Origin of the sequence: Streptomyces sp. NPDC002138, from assembly GCF_040296485.1 — a bacterium.
In the GTDB taxonomy this organism is placed as follows: Bacteria; Actinomycetota; Actinomycetes; order Streptomycetales; family Streptomycetaceae; genus Streptomyces.
The window spans coordinates 72,812-93,573 of the sequence record NZ_JBEOXE010000022.1; the positions used below are offsets into that span (position 1 = coordinate 72,812).

The window sequence follows — 20,762 nt, forward strand, 5'->3', positions numbered from 1 at the left end:
TCCACACGGGGACGAGCACGGCGAAGAGGGTGAGCGGCGATGGACATCGCGGACCAGGCGACGACCGGCGGCTACCAGCCGTGGTCGGAGGTCACCCCCGACGCCGCGCGCAGGCTGCTGATCGCCGCCGTCGAGGCCTTCGCCGAGCGCGGCTACCACGCCACCACCACGCGTGACATCGCGGGGCGGGCCGGGATGAGCCCGGCCGCGCTCTACATCCACTACAAGACCAAGGAAGAGCTGCTCCACCGGATCAGCCGGATCGGCCACGACAAGGCCCTGGAGATCCTGGAGACGGCCGCGGACGTGCCCGGCACCGCCGCCGAGCGGCTCGAGGCCGCCGTCCGGTCCTTCGTGCTGTGGCACGCCGCGCACCACACCACCGCGCGGGTGGTCCAGTACGAGCTGGACGCCCTCGCCCCGGAACACCGTTCCGAGATCGTGGCGCTGCGCCGCCGCAGCGACGCGGCCGTCCGCCGGATCCTCGCCGACGGGGTCCGCGCGGGGGAGTTCGACGTACCGGACGTGCCCGGCACCACCCTCGCCGTGCTGTCGCTGTGCATCGACGTGGCCCGCTGGTTCAGCACGTCCGGGCACCGCACCCCCGACGAGGTCGGCGCGCTCTACGCCGGCCTCGTGCTCCGCATGGTCGGGGCGCGGCAGGGTCGGGACGGCCCGGCCGCGCCGCAAGCGGCTCAGAAGTAGTAGCGGGACACCGTCTCCGCCACGCACACCGGCTTGTCGGCGCCCTCGCGCTCGACCGTCACCGTCGCGGCGACCTGCACCCCCTCGCCCACCTCCGTCACCTCGGTGATCACGGCGGTGGACCGCAGCCGCGAGCCGACCGGTACCGGGGCGGGGAAACGCACCTTGTTCGTCCCGTAGTTGATGCCCATCCTCATGCCCTCGACCCGCATCGTCTGCGGTACCAGGCTGGGCAGCAGGGACAGCGTGAGATAGCCGTGCGCGATGGTCGTCCCGAAGGGGCCGGACGCCGCGCGCTCGGGGTCGACGTGGATCCACTGGTGATCGCCGGTGGCGTCCGCGAAGAGATCGATCCGCTTCTGGTCGATCTCCAGCCATTCGCTCGGCCCCAGCGCCTCACCGACCCCGGCGCGCAGTTCCTCGGCGGACGTGAAGATCCTCGGCTCGGCCATGCTGTGCCCCTGTCTCGATCAACGAATAAGCGCTTGCTCAGCATGCTGTGACCGCATGGGTCTGTCAACGGACGCCCGCGGGCACCGGCTACGCTCGGCCCGGTGCCGCAGATTCCCGAAAAAGTCCACGAACTCACCGTCGGCCAGCTGTCCGCGCGTAGCGGCGCGGCGGTCTCCGCGCTCCATTTCTACGAGACCAAGGGCCTGATCAGCAGCCGCCGCACCGCGGGCAACCAGCGCCGCTACACCCGGGACGCGCTGCGCCGGGTCGCCTTCGTCCGCGCCGCCCAGCGCGTCGGCATCCCGCTGGTCACCATCCGCGAGGCCCTGGCGCAGCTCCCGGAGGAGCGCACCCCCACGCACGAGGACTGGGCCCGGCTGTCCGAGAACTGGCGCGCCGAGCTCGACCAGCGGATCAAGCAACTGGGGCGCCTGCGCGACCACTTGAGCGACTGCATCGGCTGTGGCTGCCTCTCGCTGGAGACCTGTGTCCTGTCCAACCCGGACGACGTCTTCGGCGACCGCATCACCGGCTCCCGTCTCTACGTCACGCCCCGGTAGCGAGCAGCGCCAGCGCCACCGCGACCAGTTCCTCGTTGGAGCGGGCGGGGCGACCGTCCGGAAGATGGAGTACGTCGCCCAGTCCGGTCCGCGCCCATCGGCGCGGCCCCCTTCCCGCGCCGTCGAGCAACACGTCCCAGGCGGCGGCATCCCGGCCGTACACCAGCACCTCACGCGCCCCGCCCACCCCGCTCACCCCACCCCAGGAACCCGCCGGACCATCCAACCTCTCCAACCCCTCCGGACCCACCAACCCCTGCGCCCCCACCTCCACGACCAGCCGCGCCACCGCCCCCCGCACCGACAGCACCCCCGCCGCCCCCACGCCCCCCGCCGCCCCCACGCCCCCCGGCACCACCGCGTCCACCGCCACCCCCCGCTCGGCCAGCGCCCCCGCGAGCTCCGCCGCCCCCGGCTCCGCGAACCGCACCTCCGCCCGGTCCGGCAGCACCTCCCAGGACCGCACCCGGGCCACCCGCGCCGCGGGGTCCGGTTCCGTGCCCACGCTCGCGCACACCACCAGCGGGGCCGCGACCCCGCCCTCCCGCAGGGCCCGCAGCACCGGCCCGACCACCCTGGGCGACAGGCTCTCGCGCCCGCACGGGGTCCGCGGGCGCACCAGGACCTCGGCGGCCCCGGCGGCCACGGACCGTAACGCCGACTACACCAGGGCCTGCGGGGACATCGGCACCGCGGCCCCGTCGGCCGCGGTCCGCGCACCGTTCAGCGCCACCTGGGGCCGGGCCCCCGCACCCGCGCCGGGGCCCGCTCCCGCCTCAGCCATCAGCCCGCGCACCCACCCGCGTCACGCCGAGTCCGCGAGCGCCGGTCTGGGCACCACGATCCCGCAGCCCGCGCACACCGGCCCGACCCAGTGGCCCGGCCCGGCCGGCGCGGGCCAGCGCAGCTCCTGGTCCCCGCACACCGGGCAGGCCGTGCCCGGCTCCGACTCCAGGGCCTTGACCAGCCGCCGCAGCACCTCGCCCAGCGCGCCCTCGGGGCGGACGTCCGGATCGGCGCAGCGCACCACCGCCTCGCCGCTCCACGCCCACTCCGGCCGGCGCAGCCCGTCGTGCTTCTCCCGGCGCCTGCGCTCGGCGAAATGGCGTTCGTACTCCAGCCACACCGCCCGCGCGTCCTCCAGCTCCTCCAGCGCCGCGACCAGCCGCAGCGGGTCCGCGCCCCGGTCGTCGGGCCCTATCCCGTGCCGGTCGCACAGGTGCCACCAGGTCGCCCGGTGGCCGTACGGGGCGAAACGCTCCAGACAGCGGCGCAGGGAATGGCGCCGCAGAGCCCGGTCGTTGCCCGCGTCGCGCACCTGGTACGCCAGACTACGGAAACCCGCCATCACACCTGCACCTCCGTCGCGCTCGTGCTCGCATGCGGGCTGCTCGCACACGGCATCGAGTGACGTCACATGTCCTTGATGTGCCCAACATGCCCGCCCGGGCGCGGGCGCATGCGGGGGCGGTCGAGGCGTGCGGGTGGCACATGGCCGGAAGTCAGTGCCCCACGCGCCCCGCCAGAGTGACCAGACGGGCAAGTTCCGCATGGCAGATATCGCTGTGCGCCCCGGAAGGCGCCCCTCCGTGCCGCACCACGGACGCCGCGTCCACGCTCACGCATCCGGAGGCCGGCAGACCCCCGCGCAGCGCCGCGTCCAGGGTCAGCCGGACCGCGCCCGGCACCTCCTGGATGCCGTCGTGCCCGACGGCGCCCCAGCGGGTGTCGAAACCCGCGAATCCAGCCGCGTCCCCGGCCATCCGGGAGGCCAGCGGGTAGAGCACCTTCAGCGCCGTGTCGTAGTCGGAATGGCAGGCCACCACCGGGCCGTCCACCCGGGTGTGGAGGCCGTGCAGGTCCCCGCCGCCCGGCCCGAAGGGCAGCCGCGCGGCGAACGCGTAGTGGGAGAAAGCCCCTTGGAGCAGGGTCACCGAGCGCACGCACCTCGGGCCGCCCTCCGGCACCCCGCGCAGCGCGAACGACACGAGGCGGGCCCCGAAGCTGTGCCCGATCAGGTGGACGCGCGGGCCGGGGCCGCCGCCCGCAGGCCGCGCCAGCCCCGCCAGGACCGGGCCGAGTCCGTGCTCGCCGACGGTTCCGGCCCGCTTCTTCATCTGGTAGTAAGTGGCCTGCCGCAGCAGCTCCTTGGCCCCGTTCCACAGCGAGTGCCCGACGGATCCGAGCGAGAGGCCCCGCGCCCCCGGCTCCGGTGGCGCGCCGTCCAGCGCCCCGGTCTCGGCCAGCGCGTCCGTAAAGGCGCGGCACACCTCCAGCACGTCCTCGGTGAACATCAGCGGCACGGGGCCCGAGGCGGCGGCCAGCGCGCCCTCGGTCGTGTCCGTACCGCTCAACTCGCGCACCAGGGCGCCGAATTCGACTAAAGCCGACACGGAGTCCGGCTGTTCGTCGAGGAGGTGTGCCAGCCGGTCCAGCTCGGTCTCCCGGCCGGGCCAGAACTCCCCGAGCGCCCGCCGCGTCCCGGCGTCCAGCCGCGCCGCGCAGCAGCCCTCCCCGAGCGCGCCCTGGTGCTCGAAGTCCGGTATCGGCTCGTCGGAGAAGCGGATGGAGGGCCAGACGACCCCCACGTACCCGGGCCGCACCCCCGCCCCCAGCAGACCGGGGAACGGCGCGAAGAACTGGTCGTAGAGCCGGGTCGCCGCCGTGCGGTCGCTGTTCCAGCCGTGCGCGAAGACCAGCAGGTCCGTCGCGTCCAGGCGGGCCACCGCGTCCCGGGTGGCCGGGTCCACGTCCCCGTCGGCGTCGAAGGTCAGCTCCACGTACGGCCGTACGCCCACACCCGCGGCTCCCGCACCCGACAGCCCCGCACCCGCACCCGACAGCCCCGCACCCGCACCCGCACCCGCACCCGCCATGACGTCCCCCTCCGCGTCGCGCCGCCGGGCCGCGGCGCGGCCGGTGTGCCGACAGCATCCTGCGGGAGCCCCCGCCCGGCCAGCCCCGCGGCAGCACCGGGGGCGGAGCACCCCGCGGCCCCGCCGCCCCCTGCCTCAGCGGTAGAGCAGGTACCCCTCCCGCACCGCCGCGAACCGCGTCAGCCCCGGCTCCCAGTCGGCCGCGACCTCCGACACCCCCGCCCCCGCGTCCACCATCCGCCGCACCCGGTCCGAGCCGGTCAGCCGGTCGATCCACTGGTCCGCGCGCCAGGCGAACCCGCTCCAGCCGCGCCGCGCGCTCACCAGCAGCCCGATCCCCGTCCGCACCGGATCGAAGACCTCCGGATCGTGCACCAGCAGGCGCACCCCACCGCACACCCGCCCCACGTGCTTGGAGAAGGACGGCGTGAAGTACGCCTCCCGGAACCACACCCCGGGCAGCCCCAGCGCGTCGGCCTCCAGGGCCCACCGCCGGTCGATGCCTTCGGCTCCCAGCACCTGGAAGGGCGTGGTGGTGCCGCGCCCCTCGGACAGGTTCGTCCCCTCGAACAGGCAGGTCCCTGCGTACGCGAGCGCCGTGTCCGGGGTCGGCATGTTGGGACTCGGCGGCACCCAGGGCAGGCCGGTCTCCGCGAAGCGCGCCGCGCGCCGCCACCCGGACATGCGGAGCGTGCGCAGCCGGGCCGGCCGCGCCGCCAGGAACTCGCCGTTGAACAGCAGGGCCAGCTCGGCCGCCGTCATCCCGTGCGCGAGCGCGATCGGCTCCCGGCCCACCCCGCTCGCGTACGCGCGGTCCAGCACCGGACCGGCGGCCCGCGCCCCGCCGATCGGGTTGGGCCGGTCCAGCACCACCAGGGCCTTGTCCGCCAGCGCGGCCGCCCGCATGCAGTCGTACAGCGTCCAGATGTAGGTGTAGAACCGCGCCCCCACGTCCTGGACGTCGAAGAGCACCGTGTCCACCCCGGCCGCCGTGAAGACGTCCGCGAGCGCCTGCCCGCTCTTGTCGTAGATGTCGTACACGGGCAGCCCGGTCGCCGGATCGCGCGAGGTCCCCTCCGAGCCGCCCGCCTGCGCGGTCCCGCGGAACCCGTGCTCGGGCCCGAACACCGCGACCAGCTTCACGCGTTCGTCCGCGTGCAGTACGTCGACCAGGTGGCGCGCGTCGGCGGTGATCCCGGTGGGGTTGGTGACCACCCCGACCCGCTGCCCGGCGAGCTCCCCGTACCCGTCGGCCATCAGCCGCTCCAGCCCGGTCACCACCCGCTCCGGCGACCTCGCCTCCGGCCGCTCCGGCGACCTCGCCTCCGGCCGCGCCCGCGACCTCGGCTCCGGCTTCGCCCCCGGCGCGGCGGCGCCGACCGCGCCCGCGGCCCCCAGCGCCCCCGCCACTCCCAGCAGTCCCCGTCGTGACAGATCCATCGGCTCACGCTAGGCGTCGGCACTCTTCCACTCCGGCATACCGACTGGTTAGTCTGCCGTCGACCGGCGCGATCCGGCGCGGGCCGCGGCAGGCGACGAAGGGCGATCCAGTGAGCACGGACCAGCACCGCCGACAGGAGTACGACGGCCGGCACGGCTACGAAGGGGCGCGCGTCGTCCTCACCGGCGCGGGCGGCGGCATCGGCGCCGCCCTCGCGCGCCGGTTCGCCGCCGAGGGGGCCACCGTCGTGGTCAACGACCTCGACCCCGCCAAGGCCGCGGCCGTGGCGGCGGAGATCGGACCCCGGGCGATCGCGCTGCCCGGCGACGCCTCGGCCATCGTGGCGGACGCCCGCGAGGCGCTGGGCGGGACGGTGGACGTCTACTGCGCCAACGCCGGTCTCGCCTCGGGCGGTGACGCCTTCGCCGACGAGGCCGTCTGGGACGCCGCCTGGCAGACCAACGTGATGGCCCACGTCCGCGCCGCCCGCGCGCTGCTGCCGCAGTGGCTGGAGCGGGGGAGCGGCCGGTTCGTCTCGACCGTCTCGGCCGCCGGGCTCCTGACCATGATCGGAGCCGCGCCGTACAGTGTCACCAAGCACGGTGCACTCGCCTTCGCCGAATGGCTGTCGCTGACCTACCGCCACCGCGGGATCCAGGTCCACGCCATCTGCCCGCAAGGAGTGCGCACCGACATGCTGACCGCCGCGGGTTCCGCCGGTGAGCTGGTGCTCGCGCCGACCGCGATCGCGCCCGAGGACGTCGCGGACGCCCTCTTCGAGGGCATGGCCGAGGGGCGGTTCCTGATCCTCCCGCACCCCGAGGTCGCCGGTTTCGCCGCCGCCCGCGCCACCGATCCCGACCGCTGGCTCAGCGGCATGAACCACCTCCAGCAGAAGTGGGAGACGGAGTGACCCCGCCCGCGCACCACCCGGACCGGCCCCCGGCCCCCGCCCCCGGCTCGCCGTACGCCGAGCGCCCCTGGCTCGGCCGGCTCACCGAGGCCCAGCGCGGCCCGGTGAGCCCGCCGCCCACCGTGCTGCACGCCTTCCGCGACGCGGTGGCCCGGGCGCCGGAGCGGACCGCGCTCGCCTACTTCGACGGGCGGATCGGCTACGCCGAGGCCGACGCGCTCTCCGGTTCCGTCGCCGGTCACCTCGCGGGACGCGGCGTGCGCGCCGGGGACCGGGTCGCGGTCATGCTGCAGAACACCCCGCACTTCGCGCTCGCCGTCCTCGCCGTCTGGAAGGCCGGGGCGGTCGTCGTCCCGCTCAACCCCATGTACAAGTCCGCCGAGGTCGCGCACATCCTGCGCGACTCCGGGGCCACCGCGCTGGTGTGCGAGGGGCGCGCGTGGGCCGCGTACCTGGGCGACGCGGTCGCGGGTACGGACGTACGCACCGTCCTCACCGCCCGTGACCTGGACTTCCAGACCCGCGGCGACACCCGCGTGCTGGACCCGGACCACGAACCGCCGCCCCCGCGGGCCCCCGCCGAGGACTTCCTGGCCGTCGCCCGGCACGGCCACCCGGCCCCCGCCCTCCCGGACACCGGCCCCGCCGACACCGCGCTCATCAGCTACACCTCCGGCACCAGCGGTACCCCCAAGGGCGCCCTGAACCCGCACGGCGCGGTCACCTACAACGCGGAGCGGCAGGTGACCGGGCACCCCGTTCCCGAGGGCGCCACCTACTTCGCCCTCGCCCCGCTCTTCCACATCACCGGCCTGGTCTGCGAACTCGCCGCCTGCTTCCGCAACGCGGGCACCCTCGCCCTCGCCCACCGCTTCGACGCCGGGGTGGTCCTGGACGCCTTCCTCGAACACCGCCCCGCCTACACCGTCGGCCCGGCCACCGCCTTCATGGCCCTGGCCGCGCACCCGGGCGCCACCCGCGACCACTTCGCCTCGTTCCGGGTGATCTCCTCCGGCGGCGCCCCGCTGCCGCCCGCCCTGGTCGAGCGGCTGCGCGCCGCCTTCGGCTTCTACCTCCGCAACGGCTACGGGCTCACCGAGTGCACCGCCCCCTGCGCCTCCGTCCCCCCGCACCTCGAAGCCCCCGTCGACCCGGCCTCGGGCACCCTGTCCGTCGGCCTCCCGGGCGCGGAGACGCTCGTACGCGTCCTCGACGAGCGCGGCGGCGAGGTGCCGCTCGGCGAGAGCGGGGAGATCGCCGTGCGCGGGCCGCAGGTCGTGCCCGGCTACTGGCGGCTGCCAGCCGACACGGCGAAGGCCTTCCCGGACGGCGAACTGCGGACCGGGGACATCGGGTTCATGGACGCGGATGGCTGGCTCTATGTGGTCGACCGCAAGAAGGACATGATCAACGCGTCCGGTTTCAAGGTCTGGCCGCGGGAGGTCGAGGACCTCCTCTACACCCACCCGGCCGTCCGCGAAGCCGCCGTCGTGGGCGTCCCGGACCCGTACCGGGGGGAGAGTGTGAAGGCGTACGTCAGTCTTCGTCCCGGTATGTCAGTGGAGCCCGGCGAGCTGTCCGCGTACTGCGCCGCGCGCATCGCCGCGTACAAATACCCGCGCCAGGTCGAGGTACTGCCTGTTCTCCCCAAGACGACCAGTGGCAAGATCCTGCGACGGGAACTGCGCGAGCGCGGCTGAAAACCAGCGGTGGGCGCGACGCGTTCGACGGTGAAGGCGAAGGGAAGGCGAAGGCCATGGAGACCAGGGAGCCCGCGCGGCCGCAGGAATCCGCACGCCCGGAGGGGCCCGCGCGCCCGCAGGAGGCCGCGCGCCCGCAGGAGGCCGCGCGCCCCGAGGAGTCCAAGCGGCCGAGGGAGTCCGCGCGCGCCAAGGAATCCGTGGTGGCACAGGACGTCCCGGTGCCGCAGCGGCTGCTGGCCGTCGCGACCCGGCTCTTCGCCGAGCGGGGCTACGACCGCACCTCGGTCCAGGAGATCGTCGAGGCGGCCGGCGTCACCAAGGGCGCGCTCTACCACTACTTCGGGTCCAAGGACGACCTGCTGCACGAGGTGTACGCGCGGATGCTGCGCCTGCAGCAGCAGCGGCTCGACGCGATCGCCGACTCGGCGGCCCCGGTCGAGGAGCGGCTGCGCGCGGCGGCGGCCGACGTGGTGGTCACCACGATCGAGAACCTCGACGACGCGATGATCTTCTTCCGCTCGATGCACCAGCTCAGCCCGGAGAAGTACAAGCAGGTACGGGCCGAACGGCGGCGCTACCACGAGCGCTTCCGGGCCCTGGTCGAAGAGGGCCAGCGCTCGGGGGTCTTCGCCTCCGTCACCCCCGCCGACCTGATCGTGGACTACCACTTCGGGTCGGTCCACCACCTGTCCACCTGGTACCGCGAGGACGGCCCCCTCACGCCCCAGCAGGTCGCCGATCACCTGGCCGACCTGCTGCTGCGCTCGCTGCGTCCGTGAGCCCGGGGCCCGGTGGGGGCGCTCAGCCCAGCGGGAGGACCCTGCGGCCCCAGGTGTCCTCGGCCACCACGGCGAGGGAGACGTACCAGGCGATGCCCGCGGTCAGCAGGCCGAGGAAGCCGCCGGTGCGGCCGAGCGCCGTGACCTCGGTGAGGTCGCCCAGCGCGAGGAAGAGGAAGGTCAGCGCCAGGGAGACGAACAGCAGGCGGTGCGCCAGGTCCAGCTTCAGCGCGGCGACGCTCATGCAGGCGGTGAAGACGAACCAGGCCGCGAGGAACCAGCCGGTGGCGATGTGCGCCTGGTCGGCGGGCAGCGTCGGGACGACGAACTTCACGTAGCCCGCGAAGGACATCCAGAAGGCGCCGTACGACACGAAGGCCGTGGTCCCGAAGGTGTTGCCGCGGCGGAATTCCATGACGCCCGCGATCAACTGCGCGAGGCCGCCGTAGAACAGCGCCAGGGGCAGCACGACGGCGCTGAGGGCCGCGTTCGGGACCAGGCCCGAGTTGAAGAGGCTGAGCACGAAGGTGGTCAGCGCGAAGGCGGCCAGACCGAGCGGTCCGGGGTTGGCGACCCGGCCCGGCGCGGCGGCGGGGGCGGGCGCGGGCGCGGCGACCGGGGCGGCGGTCACCGGCGCCGGGGCCAGAGGGGAGCTGGGCATGGCGAGAGACACTTTCGATGGGGGACACATCGAATATATCGGGCCTTCGTGATGGTCTAGACCAGTCGAACGTCCCCCTCGCAGCCCGAACGGCCGCCGGGGCGCGGGCCGGAAGGCCCTGCCCGCCCCGTGCCCCCGGCCGCCGCCCGCGCGTCAGCGGTACCGCTTCAGCTCCCGCCGCGCCAGCGACCGCTGGTGCACCTCGTCCGGACCGTCCGCCAGCCGCAGCGTCCGCGCCGCCGCCCACAGCTCCGCGAGCGGGAAGTCCTGGCTGACCCCGCCCGCCCCGTGCAGCTGCACCGCCTGGTCCAGGATCCCGACCACCGCGCGCGGCGTGGCGATCTTGATGGCCTGGATCTCCGTGTGCGCGCCCCGGTTGCCCACCGTGTCCATCAGCCAGGCCGTCTTCAGCACCAGCAGCCGCAGCTGCTCCACGGTCACCCGGGCGTCCGCGATCCAGTTCTGCACGACCCCCTGCGCGGCCAGCTCCTTGCCGAAGGCGGTACGTTCCACCGCGCGCCGGCACATCAGCTCGATGGCGCGCTCCGCCATCCCGATCAGCCGCATGCAGTGGTGGATGCGGCCCGGCCCGAGCCGGGCCTGGGCGATCGCGAAGCCGCTGCCCTCGTCCCCGATCAGGTTCGCCGCCGGGACCCGTACCCCGTCGAAGACCACCTCGGCGTGACCGCCGTGGTCGTGGTCCTGGTAGCCGTACACGCTCATCGCGCGCCGGACCTCGACGCCCGGGGTGTCCCGCGGCACCAGGATCATCGACTGCTGGCGGCGCGCGTCGGCGTGGTCCGGATCGGTCTTGCCCATCACGATGAAGACCTTGCAGTCCGGGTTCATGGCGCCGGAGATGAACCACTTGCGCCCGGTGACCACATAGCTCGCGCCGTCGTCGGAGCGCTCGATGCGCGTCTCGATGTTGGTGGCGTCCGAGGAGGCCACCTCCGGCTCGGTCATCGCGAAGGCGGACCGGATCTCCCCGGCCAGCAGCGGCTCCAGCCACTGCTTCTTCTGCGCGTCGTCCCCGAACTGGGCCAGCAGCTCCATGTTCCCGGTGTCCGGGGCCGCGCAGTTGGTCGCCATCGGCGCCAGGTGCGGGCTGCGGCCGGTGATCTCGGCGAGCGGCGCGTACTGGAGGTTGGTCAGCCCGGCGCCGTACGCCGGGCCGCCCGCGCCGTGCCCGTCCACGAAGAAGAGGTTCCACAGGCCCTGGCGGCGCGCCTCCGCCTTCAGTTCACCGAACACGGCCGGGGTGTCCCAGGGCGAGGCCAGCCGCGCGCGCTGCTCGGCGGCGACGGGTTCCGCCGGGTAGACGTACTCCTGCATGAACGCGAGCAGCCGCTCGCGGAGTTCCTCGGTCCGGGTGTCGAATGCGAAGTCCATGAGTGCGTGCCTCAGCCTTCCTGAAGGGTGGTCAGACCGTGTGCGATGAAGACCGGAACCAGCTCGCCGATCCGGTCGAAACCCGCTCCCACGGTCTGGCCGAGCGTGAAGCGGTAGTGGATGCCTTCGAGGATCACGGCGAGTTTGAACCAGGCGAAAGCCGTGTACCAGGCGATCGCCCCGGTGTCGCGGCCCGAGCGGGCGGCGTACCGCTCGATCAGCTCGGCGGGCGCCGGATGGCCGGGCGCCCCGCTCGTCGTGCTCACCGGGGACTCGGTCAGCCCCAGGTCGGAGCTGTACATCACCAGCAGCCCGAGGTCGGTCAGTGGATCGCCGAGCGTGGACATCTCCCAGTCCAGCACCGCCCGGATGGTGTCGTCCGGCCCGCCGATCAGCACGTTGTCGAGCCGGAAATCGCCGTGGACGACGGTGGCGGCGGGGGAGGCGGGCAGCGCCCGGCCGAGCGCGCCGTGCAGCTCGTCGATCCCGGCCAGCTCGCGGCCCCGGGAGGCCGCCAGCTGCTTGCCCCAGCGCCGCAGCTGCCGGTCGAGAAAGCCCTCGGGGCGGCCGAAGTCACCCAGGCCCACCGCCTCCGGGTCCACCGCGTGCAGCTCGACCAGGGTGTCCACCAGCCCGAGCACCGCCCGCCGGGTCCGCTCGGGGCCGAGGGCGGCGAGCTGCCCCGCGGTGCGGTAGGGCACCCCGTCCACGTACTCCATGACGTAGAACGGGGCGCCGAGCACCGACTCGTCCTCGCAGAGCATCAGCGCCCCGGGCACCGGTACCGCCGTGCCGGCCAGCGCCGCGATCACCCGGTGCTCCCGGCGCATGTCGTGCGCGGTGGCCAGGACGTGGCCGAGCGGCGGGCGGCGGACCACCCAGCGCGTGGCGCCGTCGGTGACCTCGTAGGTGAGGTTCGAGCGGCCGCCCTCGATCAGCCGGCCGCTCAGCGCCCCGGTCACCAGTCCCGGCAGCGCGTGGTCGAGGTGACCGCGCAGCCGCTCCAGATCGAGACCCCGGGGATCGGCCGGTGCTGTGGTCATGGTGCGGACCTCCGTACGGAGTGGGCGGGCGGCGCCCGGTCGGGTGGCGGCGGATGCGTGGCTGTCCAGCTGTCTGGGAGCCATCATGCCGACCGGTCGGTATGCCGTCCAGAGGGCGGACCGAAACTTCACCCCGGGCCCGGGGCGGACCACGAGCGGATTCGCCCCGGACGGCGTGCCGTCACACGCGCCGTCACACGCGCCGTCACACGCGCCGTCGCGCGTGGCGTCACGCGTGGCAGGCGATCGGCACCCCGCCGTTCATCACCGTCATGTCCCGCAGCACCGTCATGATGTCCAGCGGCTCCCCGAGCGGGCCCCCGTCCAGCTCCGCGTAGGCCCGGTGCAGGTTGGCGACCAGCCGCTCGCTCTCCCGCCACCCCGCGAACTCGCCGAGGTCCGCCCGGCGCGCGGTCTCCAGCGGGGCGTCCCCCCGCTCCTTGCCCTCCCGGGCGAGCTGGTCGACGTACCGCAGGTAGCGCTCGGTGGCCTCGTACGCCGACGGGTCCGTCAGCGGTCCGTGGCCCGGTACGACGGTCTCCGCGTCCAGGGCGCGCAGTACCTCCAGCGCCCGCAGCGAACCGGCCAGCGAGCCCATCGCCAGGAACGGCGTGCCCTCGGCGAAGACCAGGTCCCCGGTGAAGACGGTCCGCTGCCGCGGCAGCCACACCACCGAGTCGCCGACGGTGTGCGCGACGCCCGGGTGGATCACCTCCACCTCGGTGTCGCCGACGTGCACCGTCGCGCGCTCGCTGTAGGTGAGGTCGGGCGCGGTGATCGGCAGGGCGCCGAAATCGGTCTCCGGCCAGATCAGTTCCAACTGGCGCCCCGCGTCCAGCTGCTCGGAGCGGCACGCGTCGTGCCCGAGGACGAGCGCCTCGGGGGTGAAGACGGCGTTGCCGTAGGTGTGGTCGCCGTGGTGGTGCGTGTTGACCACGGTGCGCGGCAGCGGCGACCCGGTCGAGGTGATGGCGTCCCGCAGGGCCAGGGCCCGGCGTTCGGTGGCGGCGGTGTCGACGAGCAGGCTCCGGCCGCCGCCGGTCACGAACCCGGCGTTGTTCAGACACCAGCCGCCGTCCGGCTGTATGTAGGCGAAGACGCCGGGAGCCGGCTGGACGAGGTAGGGCTTCTCTGCGGTCATCTGCGCTCTCCCCGGGTCGCGTTGACGGGCGGGCAGCATCCTGCCAGTCGACGCGGGCCCGGGGGAGGGCGGGGTCACCGCCGCGCGCGCGGCTCAGTGGTCGTCGTAGTGCCCGTCGTGCTCGGCGTGCCGGTGGCCGTCGTGTACGTAGTCCACGTGGTCGCCGTGCCGGACGGCCTCGTGGCCGCAGTCCGAGCCGTGCGCGTGGTCGTGCCCGTCGTGGGTCACGTGACCGGCGGGCTCGCATTCGTCCCAGTGCCCGGAGTGCTCCCGGTGCAAGTGGCCGTCGTGCGCGTAGTCGACGTGGTCACCGTGGTCGACCTGGGGGTGCCCGCAGCCGGGGCCGTGGTCGTGTCCGTGCGTCGCGTGCTCGTGGTGCAGGGTCGTCATGGCGCCGAGGCTAGTGCGGGCCGACCGGTATCACCCGTTGTGCACCCCGCGGCGCGCGCAAGCCCGATCATCGCACCGGCGGCCGGGAGGCCGGGGCGCCCGCCCCGGCCTCCCGGCCGCCCCGCTCAGCCGATCAGCGCCATCGCGAACACCGCCAGGCCCACCGTGCACAGCGTGGCCGCGACCGCCGCGCGCGGCGCGAGCCCCGGCGGCCGGCCGGCGGCGAGCGCCGTCATCCTGCGGTGCGCCACCCCCAGGAACACGAGCCAGATCAGCGCGATCAGCACCGTCGCGACCACCTCCACCGGCGAGCCGGGCCCGCGCAGCGCCTGCCGCACCCCGAGCACCGCGGTCACCGACGCGCTCAGCGTCGTACGCCGCCACGCCATCCGGGTGCGTTCGGGCTGCAGCCCGGGATCCCGCCCGGCCGGCCGCGCCCCGGACCCGCTCACCGCCCCGTCGTCCAGCCCAGCAGCATGACGACCATCATCGCCACCGCGACCAGCCCGACCCCCAGGCTCAGCACCACCGGGAACCGCGACAGCGGCAGGTCCTCCCCGCGCCGCATCGCCCGCTCGCACCGCACCCAGTGGTTCACCGCCCGCAGCGCGCAGGCCGCGCCCACCGCCAGCAGCGCGAGGGCCATCCCGACCCGCACCGCCCAGCGCAGGTCCGGCAGGAACTGGTCCACCGCGAAGCCGCCGCCCACCAGGGCCAGCGCCGTCCGGATCCAGGCGAGGAAGGTCCGCTCGTTGGCGAGGGAGAACCGGTAGTCGGGGGTCGCGCCCTCGTCCCGGATCCGCCGCGGCGCGAACCAGAGGCGCACGCCCCTGACGAAGTCGATCATCCGGCCAATCTAGTGGCCGAAGTCCGATGATCGGTGGAACGCCTCCAGCCGCCGGTACGCCTCCAGCCCGTCCGGGACCCACGGCCAGGATCCGTCGGCCGCCCGTCGCGCCACCTCGGCCTCCTCCACGAAGGCGTACCACTCCACCTCGGAGACCTGCGGGCGCACCGGCAGATCACACCGGACCTCGTGCACGTACGACCACCAGGCCCCGCCCTCGCCCTCGTACAGGAACTTCAGCACGGGCGTCGGCGGCTCCAGCCCCGACACCCCCAGCTCCTCCTCGGCCTCCCGCAGCGCCGCCTGCGCGTAGCTCTCGCCGGCGCCCAGCACCCCGCCCACGAACATGTCGTAGCGGGACGGGAAGACCAGCTTCGACGCCGTCCGCCGGTGCACGAAGATCCGCCCCTCGGCGTCCCGGACCCGCACGAACACACAGCGGTGGAGCAGCCCCCGGGCGTACACCTCGCCCCGCGGGGCTCGCCCGGTCACCCGGTCCTCCCGGTCGACCACGTCCAGTACCTCGTCCGCCGGATCCATCGCGTTCATACGGCCCATCCCTTCCTCACTGTTGACTGGTTACCGCGAGGTAGCCAGGATCTCTCCCATCCACCGAGGTCAGGACGGGAAACGCATGGGGTACGACGCAGACGTGATCGTGATCGGCGCCGGGCTGGCGGGGCTCGTGGCCACCGCCGAGCTGGTGGACGCGGGCCGCAAGGTCATCCTGCTCGACCAGGAGCCCGAGCAGTCGATCGGCGGCCAGGCCCACTGGTCCTTCGGCGGCCTGTTCTTCGTGAACTCCCCCGAGCAGCGCCGCATGCGCATCAAGGACAGCCACGCCCTGGCCCTCCAGGACTGGCACGGCACCGCCGGGTTCGACCGCGAGGAGGACGCCTGGCCGCGCCGCTGGGCCGAGGCGTACGTCGACTTCGCGGCCGGGGAGAAGCGCCCGTGGTTGCACCGGCAGGGGGTGCGGTTCTTCCCCGTGGTCGGCTGGGCCGAGCGCGGCGGCTACGACGCCACCGGGCACGGGAACTCCGTACCCCGCTTCCACATCACCTGGGGCACCGGCCCGGGGCTGGTCGCGCCCTTCGAGCGGCGGGTCCGGGCCGGGGTGGCCCGCGGGCTGGTCCAGCTGCGGTTCCGGCACCGGGTCACCGGTCTCTCGCGGACCGCCGGGGCGCTGGACACCGTCACCGGCGAGGTCCTGGAGCCCTCCGACGCCGTACGGGGCAGCGCGAGCAGCCGCGAGAGCGCGGGCTCCTTCTCCCTGCGCGCCCAGGCGGTCATCGTCACCTCGGGCGGCATCGGCGGCAACCACGACCTGGTGCGCGCCCAGTGGCCCGAGCGGCTCGGCACCCCGCCCGAGCGGCTGCTGTCCGGGGTCCCCGCCCACGTGGACGGCCTGATGCTCGGCATCGCGGAGCGGGCGGGCGCCAGCCACATCAACAAGGACCGGATGTGGCACTACACCGAGGGCATCGAGAACTGGAACCCGATCTGGTCCCGGCACGGCATCCGGATCCTCCCCGGGCCGTCCTCGCTCTGGCTGGACGCCACCGGCAAGCGGCTGCCCGTACCGCTCTTCCCCGGCTTCGACACGCTCGGCACCCTCGACCACATCATGAAGACCGGCCACGACCACACCTGGTTCGTCCTCAACCAGCGGATCATCGGCAAGGAGTTCGGTCTCTCCGGCTCCGAGCAGAACCCCGACCTCACCGGCAAGTCCGTCCGCGAGGTGATCAACCGGGCCCGCCAGGACGTCCCCGGACCGGTCAAGGCCTTCATGGACAACGGCGTCGACTTCGTCGTCGAACGCGATCTCGGGGCCCTGGTCCGCGGCATGAACGCGATCACCAAGGAGGGGCTGATCGAGGAGGAGGCGCTGCGCCGCGAGATCACCGCGCGCGACCGGGAGATCGCCAACCCCTTCAGCAAGGACCTCCAGGTCATGTCCCTCCACGGGGCCCGCAGGTACCTCGGCGACAAGCTGATCCGTACGGCCGCCCCGCACCGGATCCTGGACCCGGCGGCGGGGCCGCTGATCGCCGTCCGGCTCTCCATCCTGACCCGCAAGTCCCTCGGCGGCCTGGAGACCGACCTGTCCTCGCGGGTGCTGGACGCGGGCGGTGAGGCGCTGCCGGGGGTGTACGCGGCGGGGGAGGCCGCGGGCTTCGGGGGTGGCGGGGTCCACGGATACCGGGCCCTGGAGGGCACCTTCCTGGGCGGCTGCCTCTTCTCGGGCCGAGCCGCGGGCCGCGCCGCGGCCAAGGCAGTGAGCTGACCCCGGGTCCGCCGTCCCTGTCCAGCCCCGCCGTGGCGACCCGGGCCGCCATTTCCAGCCCCGCCGGCGTTCGAGGCGCCCCCGGAGGGCCCACGCACCGCGTGGAGGCAACGCGCCGTCGCCCCCCGCGGGTCCGCGTCGCCTCCGGCGGGCCCTCAATCGCCGGGCAGGTTCGAACGGCCCGCCCGGGTCCGGGTGGGAGAGCCCGGGCGCTCCACGACCCGGAACCGCTCCGCGACGACCATCGTGTCCTCGTCCACGGTGAAATCCGGGTCGCCCAGGGCCTCCCGCAGGGCCGCGCTGTGCCAGAACTCCTCGTGCGAGGCACGCCATTCGGCCACGGAGGTGTCCCCCTCGCCCTCGTCCACCGCGTGCCGCAGGTCCACCTCCGCCAGCCTCAGCACCCGCACGTCCAGCACCTCCACCACCGCCACCGCACGCTCCGCCGAGTCGATGAGCGCCATCCGGTCCCCGGCCCGCGGCAGCGGCTCGTTTTCAGCCTCGTACCCCGCCAGCAGGCCCGTCGTCGTGGTCTTCGCACCGCTCAGCACCGCCGCCACCAACCGGTCGCGCAGGGGCCCGGGGAACCCCAGCAGAAAGGGCGGCAGATCGTCGTGGATCGTCATGCCGCCACCCTAGGTGCCCGCCCGCCCTCGCAAGCCGCCCGCACACAGGTCACCGAACCGGCATATGCACACCAACTCCGCCACCCCCCGCACCAGTTGAAACCCGCCACCCCGTGGACCAAACCTTGACGCGGAGCTGTACCTGCCGGTTTGCTGTGCGTGATCATCCACCGCTCGTGTCGACCCGCGCTCGCGTTCTGGAGGGAAACCGCGGATGTCTCCGCCTCCGCCGCCCCTCGGCCGCGCCCGCAAGCGGGACGCCCAGCTCTTCGACGCGGCGCTCTGCGACGTCGAACTCGTCGACGTACGCTCCCAGTTCACCCAGGGCCGCTGGGCCACCGCCCGGAGCCTGCTCGCGGCCACCGCCGACGACTGGGACCGCCGCGGCCACCGCGTCGTCGTCCTCGCCGAGACCCCGGCCGCCACCGCCTGGGCCCGCGAATGGCTGCTCGCCGAACCCGAGAGCGCCGACGCCGCCACCCTCCTCGCCTGCGCCGCCGTCTTCACCGCCCTGCGCCGCAAGGGCACCCCCGAAGCGGCCGAGGAGGCCTGCCGCCGCGCCGCCGCCCTGCTGCCCGCCGACCCCACGCCCTGGCTCGGCCTGCTGCTCCTCTCCCGCGCCTTCGGCACCGAGGAGGAGTTCAGCCGGCACTTCGACCAGGTCCGCGCCCGGCACCGGGAACACCACCACGCCCACCACGTGATGGTCGCCCGGCTCGCCGAACGCCTCCCCGGCAGCGGACACGACCCGCTCCACGAGGTCTACGACTTCGCCGCCTGGGCCGCCGAGGAGTCCCCGGCCGACTCACCGCTCGCCGTCCTCCCCGTCATCGCCCACGCCGAGCGCTACCGCGTCCTCGCCGCCGCCCACGGCGGGTCCGGCCCGGGCGCCACCGCGGCCGCCGAGCACTGGTCCGGCCGCCGCGCCCGGCAGGTCCTGCGCTCCGCCTTCGACTGGTGGCTCGAGTGGGAACGCGAGGACCACCCCCGCAACCGTGTCGACCTCAACTTCCTCGCCCACGCCAAGCTCTGCGAGGGCCGCCCGGCCGAGGCCGCCGCACTCTTCCACCGCATCGGAAGCCATGCCACCCGGGCCCCCTGGTCCTATCCGGACCTCGACCCGCACAAGGCCTTCCTCGCCGCGCGCAGCGCCGCGCTCGGCTCCGCCTGAACTTCCCTCTCCGAAAGGACCCCCGCCATGGCGACGGGCAGTTCCACGACGTCCCCGCGCGACAGCGCGGCCGAGATCCGCACGTACAAGGGGCAGGACCGCGCCCTGCGCGCCGACCGGCTCGGCACCGCGGGACTGCTGCTCTCCGTACTGGCGGCCAGCGCCCCCCTGATGGTCGTGGCCGGCGTGATGCCGACCACCTTCGGCGTCATGGGCATCGTCGGCCAGCCGCTGCTCTTCGTCATCCTCGGCGTCGTCCTCGCGCTGTTCAGCATCGGCTACGCCGAGATGAGCCGGCACGTCCACAACGCCGGCGCCTTCTACGCCTACATCGCGCGCGGCCTCGGTGCCACCGCCGGCGCCGGCGCCTCCGTGGTCGCCCTCGTCGCGTACAGCGCCATGCAGGTCGGCGTGTACGGCATCCTCGGCTTCGAGGTCTCCGGACTGCTCACCACCTACCTCGACCTCGAGGTGGCCTGGTGGATACCGGCCCTCCTCGCGGTCGCCGCCACCGGCGCCCTCGGCTGGCTCAAGATCGACCTCAACGCCAGGGTGATCGGCATCCTGATCCTCATCGAGTGCGCCCTCGTCGTCATCTTCGACCTGGCCGCCCTCGGCAAGCCGGCCGCCGAGGGCCTCTCCCTGCACGCCTTCAACCCGGCCACCCTCAGCGGCCCGGGCCTGGGCACCGCCCTGTGCTTCTGCATCGCCGCCTTCGTCGGCTTCGAGCAGTCCCCGGTCTACGCCGAGGAGACCAGCAAGCCCCACATCGTGGTCTCCCGCGTCATGTTCCTCGCCGTCGGCTTCGTCGCCCTCTTCTTCGCGCTCAGCGCCTGGGCCCTGACGGTCGCCACCGGACCCTCCCAGGTCGTCAAGACCTCCGCCGCCGCGGGCCCCGGACTGCTGTTCGCGCTCACCGAGGACCGCCTCGGCGCCGCCTTCACCGACGTCCTGCACGTGCTCTTCGTCACCGGCATGTTCGCGGCCATGCTCAGCTTCCACAACGTCGTCGCCCGCTACGCCTTCGCGATGGGCCGCGAGGGCCTGCTCCCCGCCGCCTTCGGCCGCACCAACGCGGGCACCGGCGCCCCCGGCACCGGCTCCCTGCTGCAGACCGGCGTCTCCGCCGCCGTCGTCCTCGGCTTCGCCCTCACCGACGACAACCCGGCCGGTGACCCCACCGCCCCCGTCCTGCACCTCTTCACCTGGATGGGCAGCGTCGGCGCCCTCGGCATCACCCTGCTGATGGCCGCCGCCTCCTTCGCCGTCATCGCCTTCTTCGTCCGCCGCGGCACCGCCTCCGCCCAGGTCTGGCGCCTGGTCGCCGCGGGGGCCGCCGGCCTCGCCCTGCTCGGCATCGCCGTCTACACCGTCAAGGACTTCGCCGTCCTGGTCGGCGCCGACAAGGGCTCCGCGCTCAGCTGGGCGCTGCCCGGCATCATCGGCCTCGCCGCGGTGGGCGGCCTGGTGTACGGCGCGGTCCTGCGCTCCCGGCGCCCCGAGGTGCACGCCCGTATCGGCCTGGGGAACGAGGCCTTCCGCCTGGACCAGGCCGCGGAGGCCACCGCGCACGCCTGACCGGTGTACGCCCGAGAACGGCACGGAGGCCCCCGGTACCCCTTTCGAGGGGTGCCGGGGGCCTCTGCGGGTAAAGGGCCGGTTTTGGCCTGAGCGCGACACGCATGGTCTCCTGGGGCGATCAAATCCGGACCGCGGGGCACAGGCGAAACCACCCAGCTCTCCTGCGCGGCGGCCCGGACCTGCCCGTTCA

At 74.1% G+C, this 20,762-nt stretch carries 23 protein-coding genes; 8 read left to right on the forward strand and 15 right to left on the reverse strand.

Features of this window, described 5'->3' with window-relative positions; genetic code table 11:
• The first annotated feature begins 39 nt into the window (after positions 1 to 39).
• On the forward strand, positions 40 to 705 hold the full coding sequence (locus ABT084_RS16765; protein WP_351043829.1) for a TetR/AcrR family transcriptional regulator: 666 nt from the start codon (positions 40 to 42) through the stop codon (positions 703 to 705).
• On the opposite strand, the gene ABT084_RS16770 is transcribed toward ABT084_RS16765, so the two are convergent.
• The gene (locus ABT084_RS16770) at positions 696 to 1,157 is read right to left on the reverse strand and encodes a MaoC family dehydratase (protein ID WP_351043832.1); all 462 of its coding nucleotides are present in this window, start codon (positions 1,155 to 1,157) and stop codon (positions 696 to 698) included. The two genes, ABT084_RS16765 and ABT084_RS16770, sit on opposite strands and share 10 nt — an antisense overlap.
• Positions 1,158 to 1,259: 102 nt before the next feature.
• Between ABT084_RS16770 and soxR the strand changes: the two genes are divergently transcribed.
• A complete protein-coding gene (gene soxR / locus ABT084_RS16775) occupies positions 1,260 to 1,718 on the forward strand; it encodes a redox-sensitive transcriptional activator SoxR (RefSeq protein WP_330329626.1) in 459 nt (152 codons plus the stop codon).
• Here the strand turns inward: soxR and ABT084_RS16780 are convergent.
• The 5 genes from ABT084_RS16780 to ABT084_RS16800 form a co-directional block, all read right to left on the reverse strand.
• Entirely contained in the window at positions 1,705 to 2,364 is a 660-nt protein-coding gene (locus ABT084_RS16780; RefSeq protein ID WP_351043836.1) for a hypothetical protein, read from the reverse strand. The two genes, soxR and ABT084_RS16780, sit on opposite strands and share 14 nt — an antisense overlap.
• A 15-nt stretch (positions 2,365 to 2,379) precedes the next feature.
• Positions 2,380 to 2,502 carry a hypothetical protein gene (locus ABT084_RS16785; RefSeq protein WP_351043839.1) on the reverse strand — a complete coding sequence of 41 codons (123 nt, stop codon included), beginning with the start codon at positions 2,500 to 2,502 and terminating at the stop codon, positions 2,380 to 2,382.
• 21 nt (positions 2,503 to 2,523) lie between these two features.
• Positions 2,524 to 3,066, reverse strand: coding sequence for a hypothetical protein (locus tag ABT084_RS16790; RefSeq protein WP_351043842.1), 543 nt, complete (start codon positions 3,064 to 3,066; stop codon positions 2,524 to 2,526).
• A gap of 154 nt (positions 3,067 to 3,220) precedes the next feature.
• Positions 3,221 to 4,594, reverse strand: a complete 1,374-nt coding sequence (locus ABT084_RS16795) for a serine-threonine protein kinase (protein WP_351043844.1) — start codon at positions 4,592 to 4,594, stop codon at positions 3,221 to 3,223.
• Positions 4,595 to 4,729: 135 nt separating this feature from the next.
• Positions 4,730 to 6,034, reverse strand: coding sequence for an exo-beta-N-acetylmuramidase NamZ family protein (locus ABT084_RS16800; RefSeq protein ID WP_351043847.1), 1,305 nt, complete (start codon positions 6,032 to 6,034; stop codon positions 4,730 to 4,732).
• 110 nt (positions 6,035 to 6,144) lie between these two features.
• On the opposite strand from ABT084_RS16800, the gene ABT084_RS16805 reads away from it, so the two are divergent.
• From ABT084_RS16805 to ABT084_RS16815, 3 genes are read left to right on the forward strand one after another with little or no spacing between them, the layout of a single operon-like run.
• Complete coding sequence (locus ABT084_RS16805; RefSeq protein ID WP_351043849.1) at positions 6,145 to 6,948, forward strand: SDR family oxidoreductase; 804 nt, start codon at positions 6,145 to 6,147, stop codon at positions 6,946 to 6,948.
• Positions 6,945 to 8,648: a class I adenylate-forming enzyme family protein gene (locus ABT084_RS16810; protein ID WP_351043852.1), complete on the forward strand. Its 1,704-nt coding sequence runs from the start codon at positions 6,945 to 6,947 to the stop codon at positions 8,646 to 8,648. Before ABT084_RS16805 ends, ABT084_RS16810 begins: the two co-directional genes overlap by 4 nt.
• A 56-nt stretch (positions 8,649 to 8,704) precedes the next feature.
• Positions 8,705 to 9,430 (forward strand): TetR/AcrR family transcriptional regulator, encoded by a 726-nt coding sequence (locus tag ABT084_RS16815; RefSeq protein WP_502968951.1) that lies wholly within the window; start codon positions 8,705 to 8,707, stop codon positions 9,428 to 9,430.
• A gap of 22 nt (positions 9,431 to 9,452) precedes the next feature.
• Here the strand turns inward: ABT084_RS16815 and ABT084_RS16820 are convergent, their stop codons facing one another.
• The 8 genes from ABT084_RS16820 to ABT084_RS16855 form a co-directional block, all read right to left on the reverse strand.
• Positions 9,453 to 10,091, reverse strand: a complete 639-nt coding sequence (locus ABT084_RS16820; protein WP_351043855.1) for an acetate uptake transporter — start codon at positions 10,089 to 10,091, stop codon at positions 9,453 to 9,455.
• A gap of 153 nt (positions 10,092 to 10,244) precedes the next feature.
• Positions 10,245 to 11,483, reverse strand: a complete 1,239-nt coding sequence (locus ABT084_RS16825; protein WP_351043857.1) for an acyl-CoA dehydrogenase family protein — start codon at positions 11,481 to 11,483, stop codon at positions 10,245 to 10,247.
• Between the two features lie 11 nt (positions 11,484 to 11,494).
• On the reverse strand, positions 11,495 to 12,526 hold the full coding sequence (locus tag ABT084_RS16830; RefSeq protein WP_351043859.1) for a phosphotransferase family protein: 1,032 nt from the start codon (positions 12,524 to 12,526) through the stop codon (positions 11,495 to 11,497).
• Between the two features lie 229 nt (positions 12,527 to 12,755).
• The gene (locus ABT084_RS16835; RefSeq protein ID WP_351043862.1) at positions 12,756 to 13,667 is read right to left on the reverse strand and encodes an MBL fold metallo-hydrolase; all 912 of its coding nucleotides are present in this window, start codon (positions 13,665 to 13,667) and stop codon (positions 12,756 to 12,758) included.
• A gap of 93 nt (positions 13,668 to 13,760) precedes the next feature.
• Positions 13,761 to 14,057 carry a hypothetical protein gene (locus tag ABT084_RS16840; protein ID WP_351043865.1) on the reverse strand — a complete coding sequence of 99 codons (297 nt, stop codon included), beginning with the start codon at positions 14,055 to 14,057 and terminating at the stop codon, positions 13,761 to 13,763.
• Between the two features lie 125 nt (positions 14,058 to 14,182).
• Positions 14,183 to 14,509 carry a DUF202 domain-containing protein gene (locus ABT084_RS16845; RefSeq protein WP_351043867.1) on the reverse strand — a complete coding sequence of 109 codons (327 nt, stop codon included), beginning with the start codon at positions 14,507 to 14,509 and terminating at the stop codon, positions 14,183 to 14,185.
• The gene (locus tag ABT084_RS16850; protein ID WP_351043869.1) at positions 14,506 to 14,904 is read right to left on the reverse strand and encodes a YidH family protein; all 399 of its coding nucleotides are present in this window, start codon (positions 14,902 to 14,904) and stop codon (positions 14,506 to 14,508) included. Before ABT084_RS16850 ends, ABT084_RS16845 begins: the two co-directional genes overlap by 4 nt.
• Before the next feature lie 9 nt (positions 14,905 to 14,913).
• On the reverse strand, positions 14,914 to 15,444 hold the full coding sequence (locus ABT084_RS16855) for an NUDIX hydrolase (RefSeq protein ID WP_351043965.1): 531 nt from the start codon (positions 15,442 to 15,444) through the stop codon (positions 14,914 to 14,916).
• A gap of 94 nt (positions 15,445 to 15,538) precedes the next feature.
• On the opposite strand from ABT084_RS16855, the gene ABT084_RS16860 reads away from it, so the two are divergent.
• Positions 15,539 to 17,194, forward strand: a complete 1,656-nt coding sequence (locus tag ABT084_RS16860; protein WP_351043872.1) for an FAD-binding dehydrogenase — start codon at positions 15,539 to 15,541, stop codon at positions 17,192 to 17,194.
• A gap of 155 nt (positions 17,195 to 17,349) precedes the next feature.
• On the opposite strand, the gene ABT084_RS16865 is transcribed toward ABT084_RS16860, so the two are convergent.
• The gene (locus ABT084_RS16865) at positions 17,350 to 17,820 is read right to left on the reverse strand and encodes an ASCH domain-containing protein (RefSeq protein ID WP_351043874.1); all 471 of its coding nucleotides are present in this window, start codon (positions 17,818 to 17,820) and stop codon (positions 17,350 to 17,352) included.
• A 214-nt stretch (positions 17,821 to 18,034) separates the two neighbouring features.
• Here ABT084_RS16865 and ABT084_RS16870 point away from each other — a divergent pair, with 214 nt between their 5' ends.
• Both ABT084_RS16870 and ABT084_RS16875 read left to right on the forward strand, forming a co-directional pair.
• Positions 18,035 to 18,991, forward strand: a complete 957-nt coding sequence (locus ABT084_RS16870) for a hypothetical protein (protein ID WP_351043877.1) — start codon at positions 18,035 to 18,037, stop codon at positions 18,989 to 18,991.
• Positions 18,992 to 19,018: 27 nt separating this feature from the next.
• Positions 19,019 to 20,569, forward strand: coding sequence for an APC family permease (locus ABT084_RS16875; protein WP_351043879.1), 1,551 nt, complete (start codon positions 19,019 to 19,021; stop codon positions 20,567 to 20,569).
• Positions 20,570 to 20,762 lie beyond the last annotated feature (193 nt).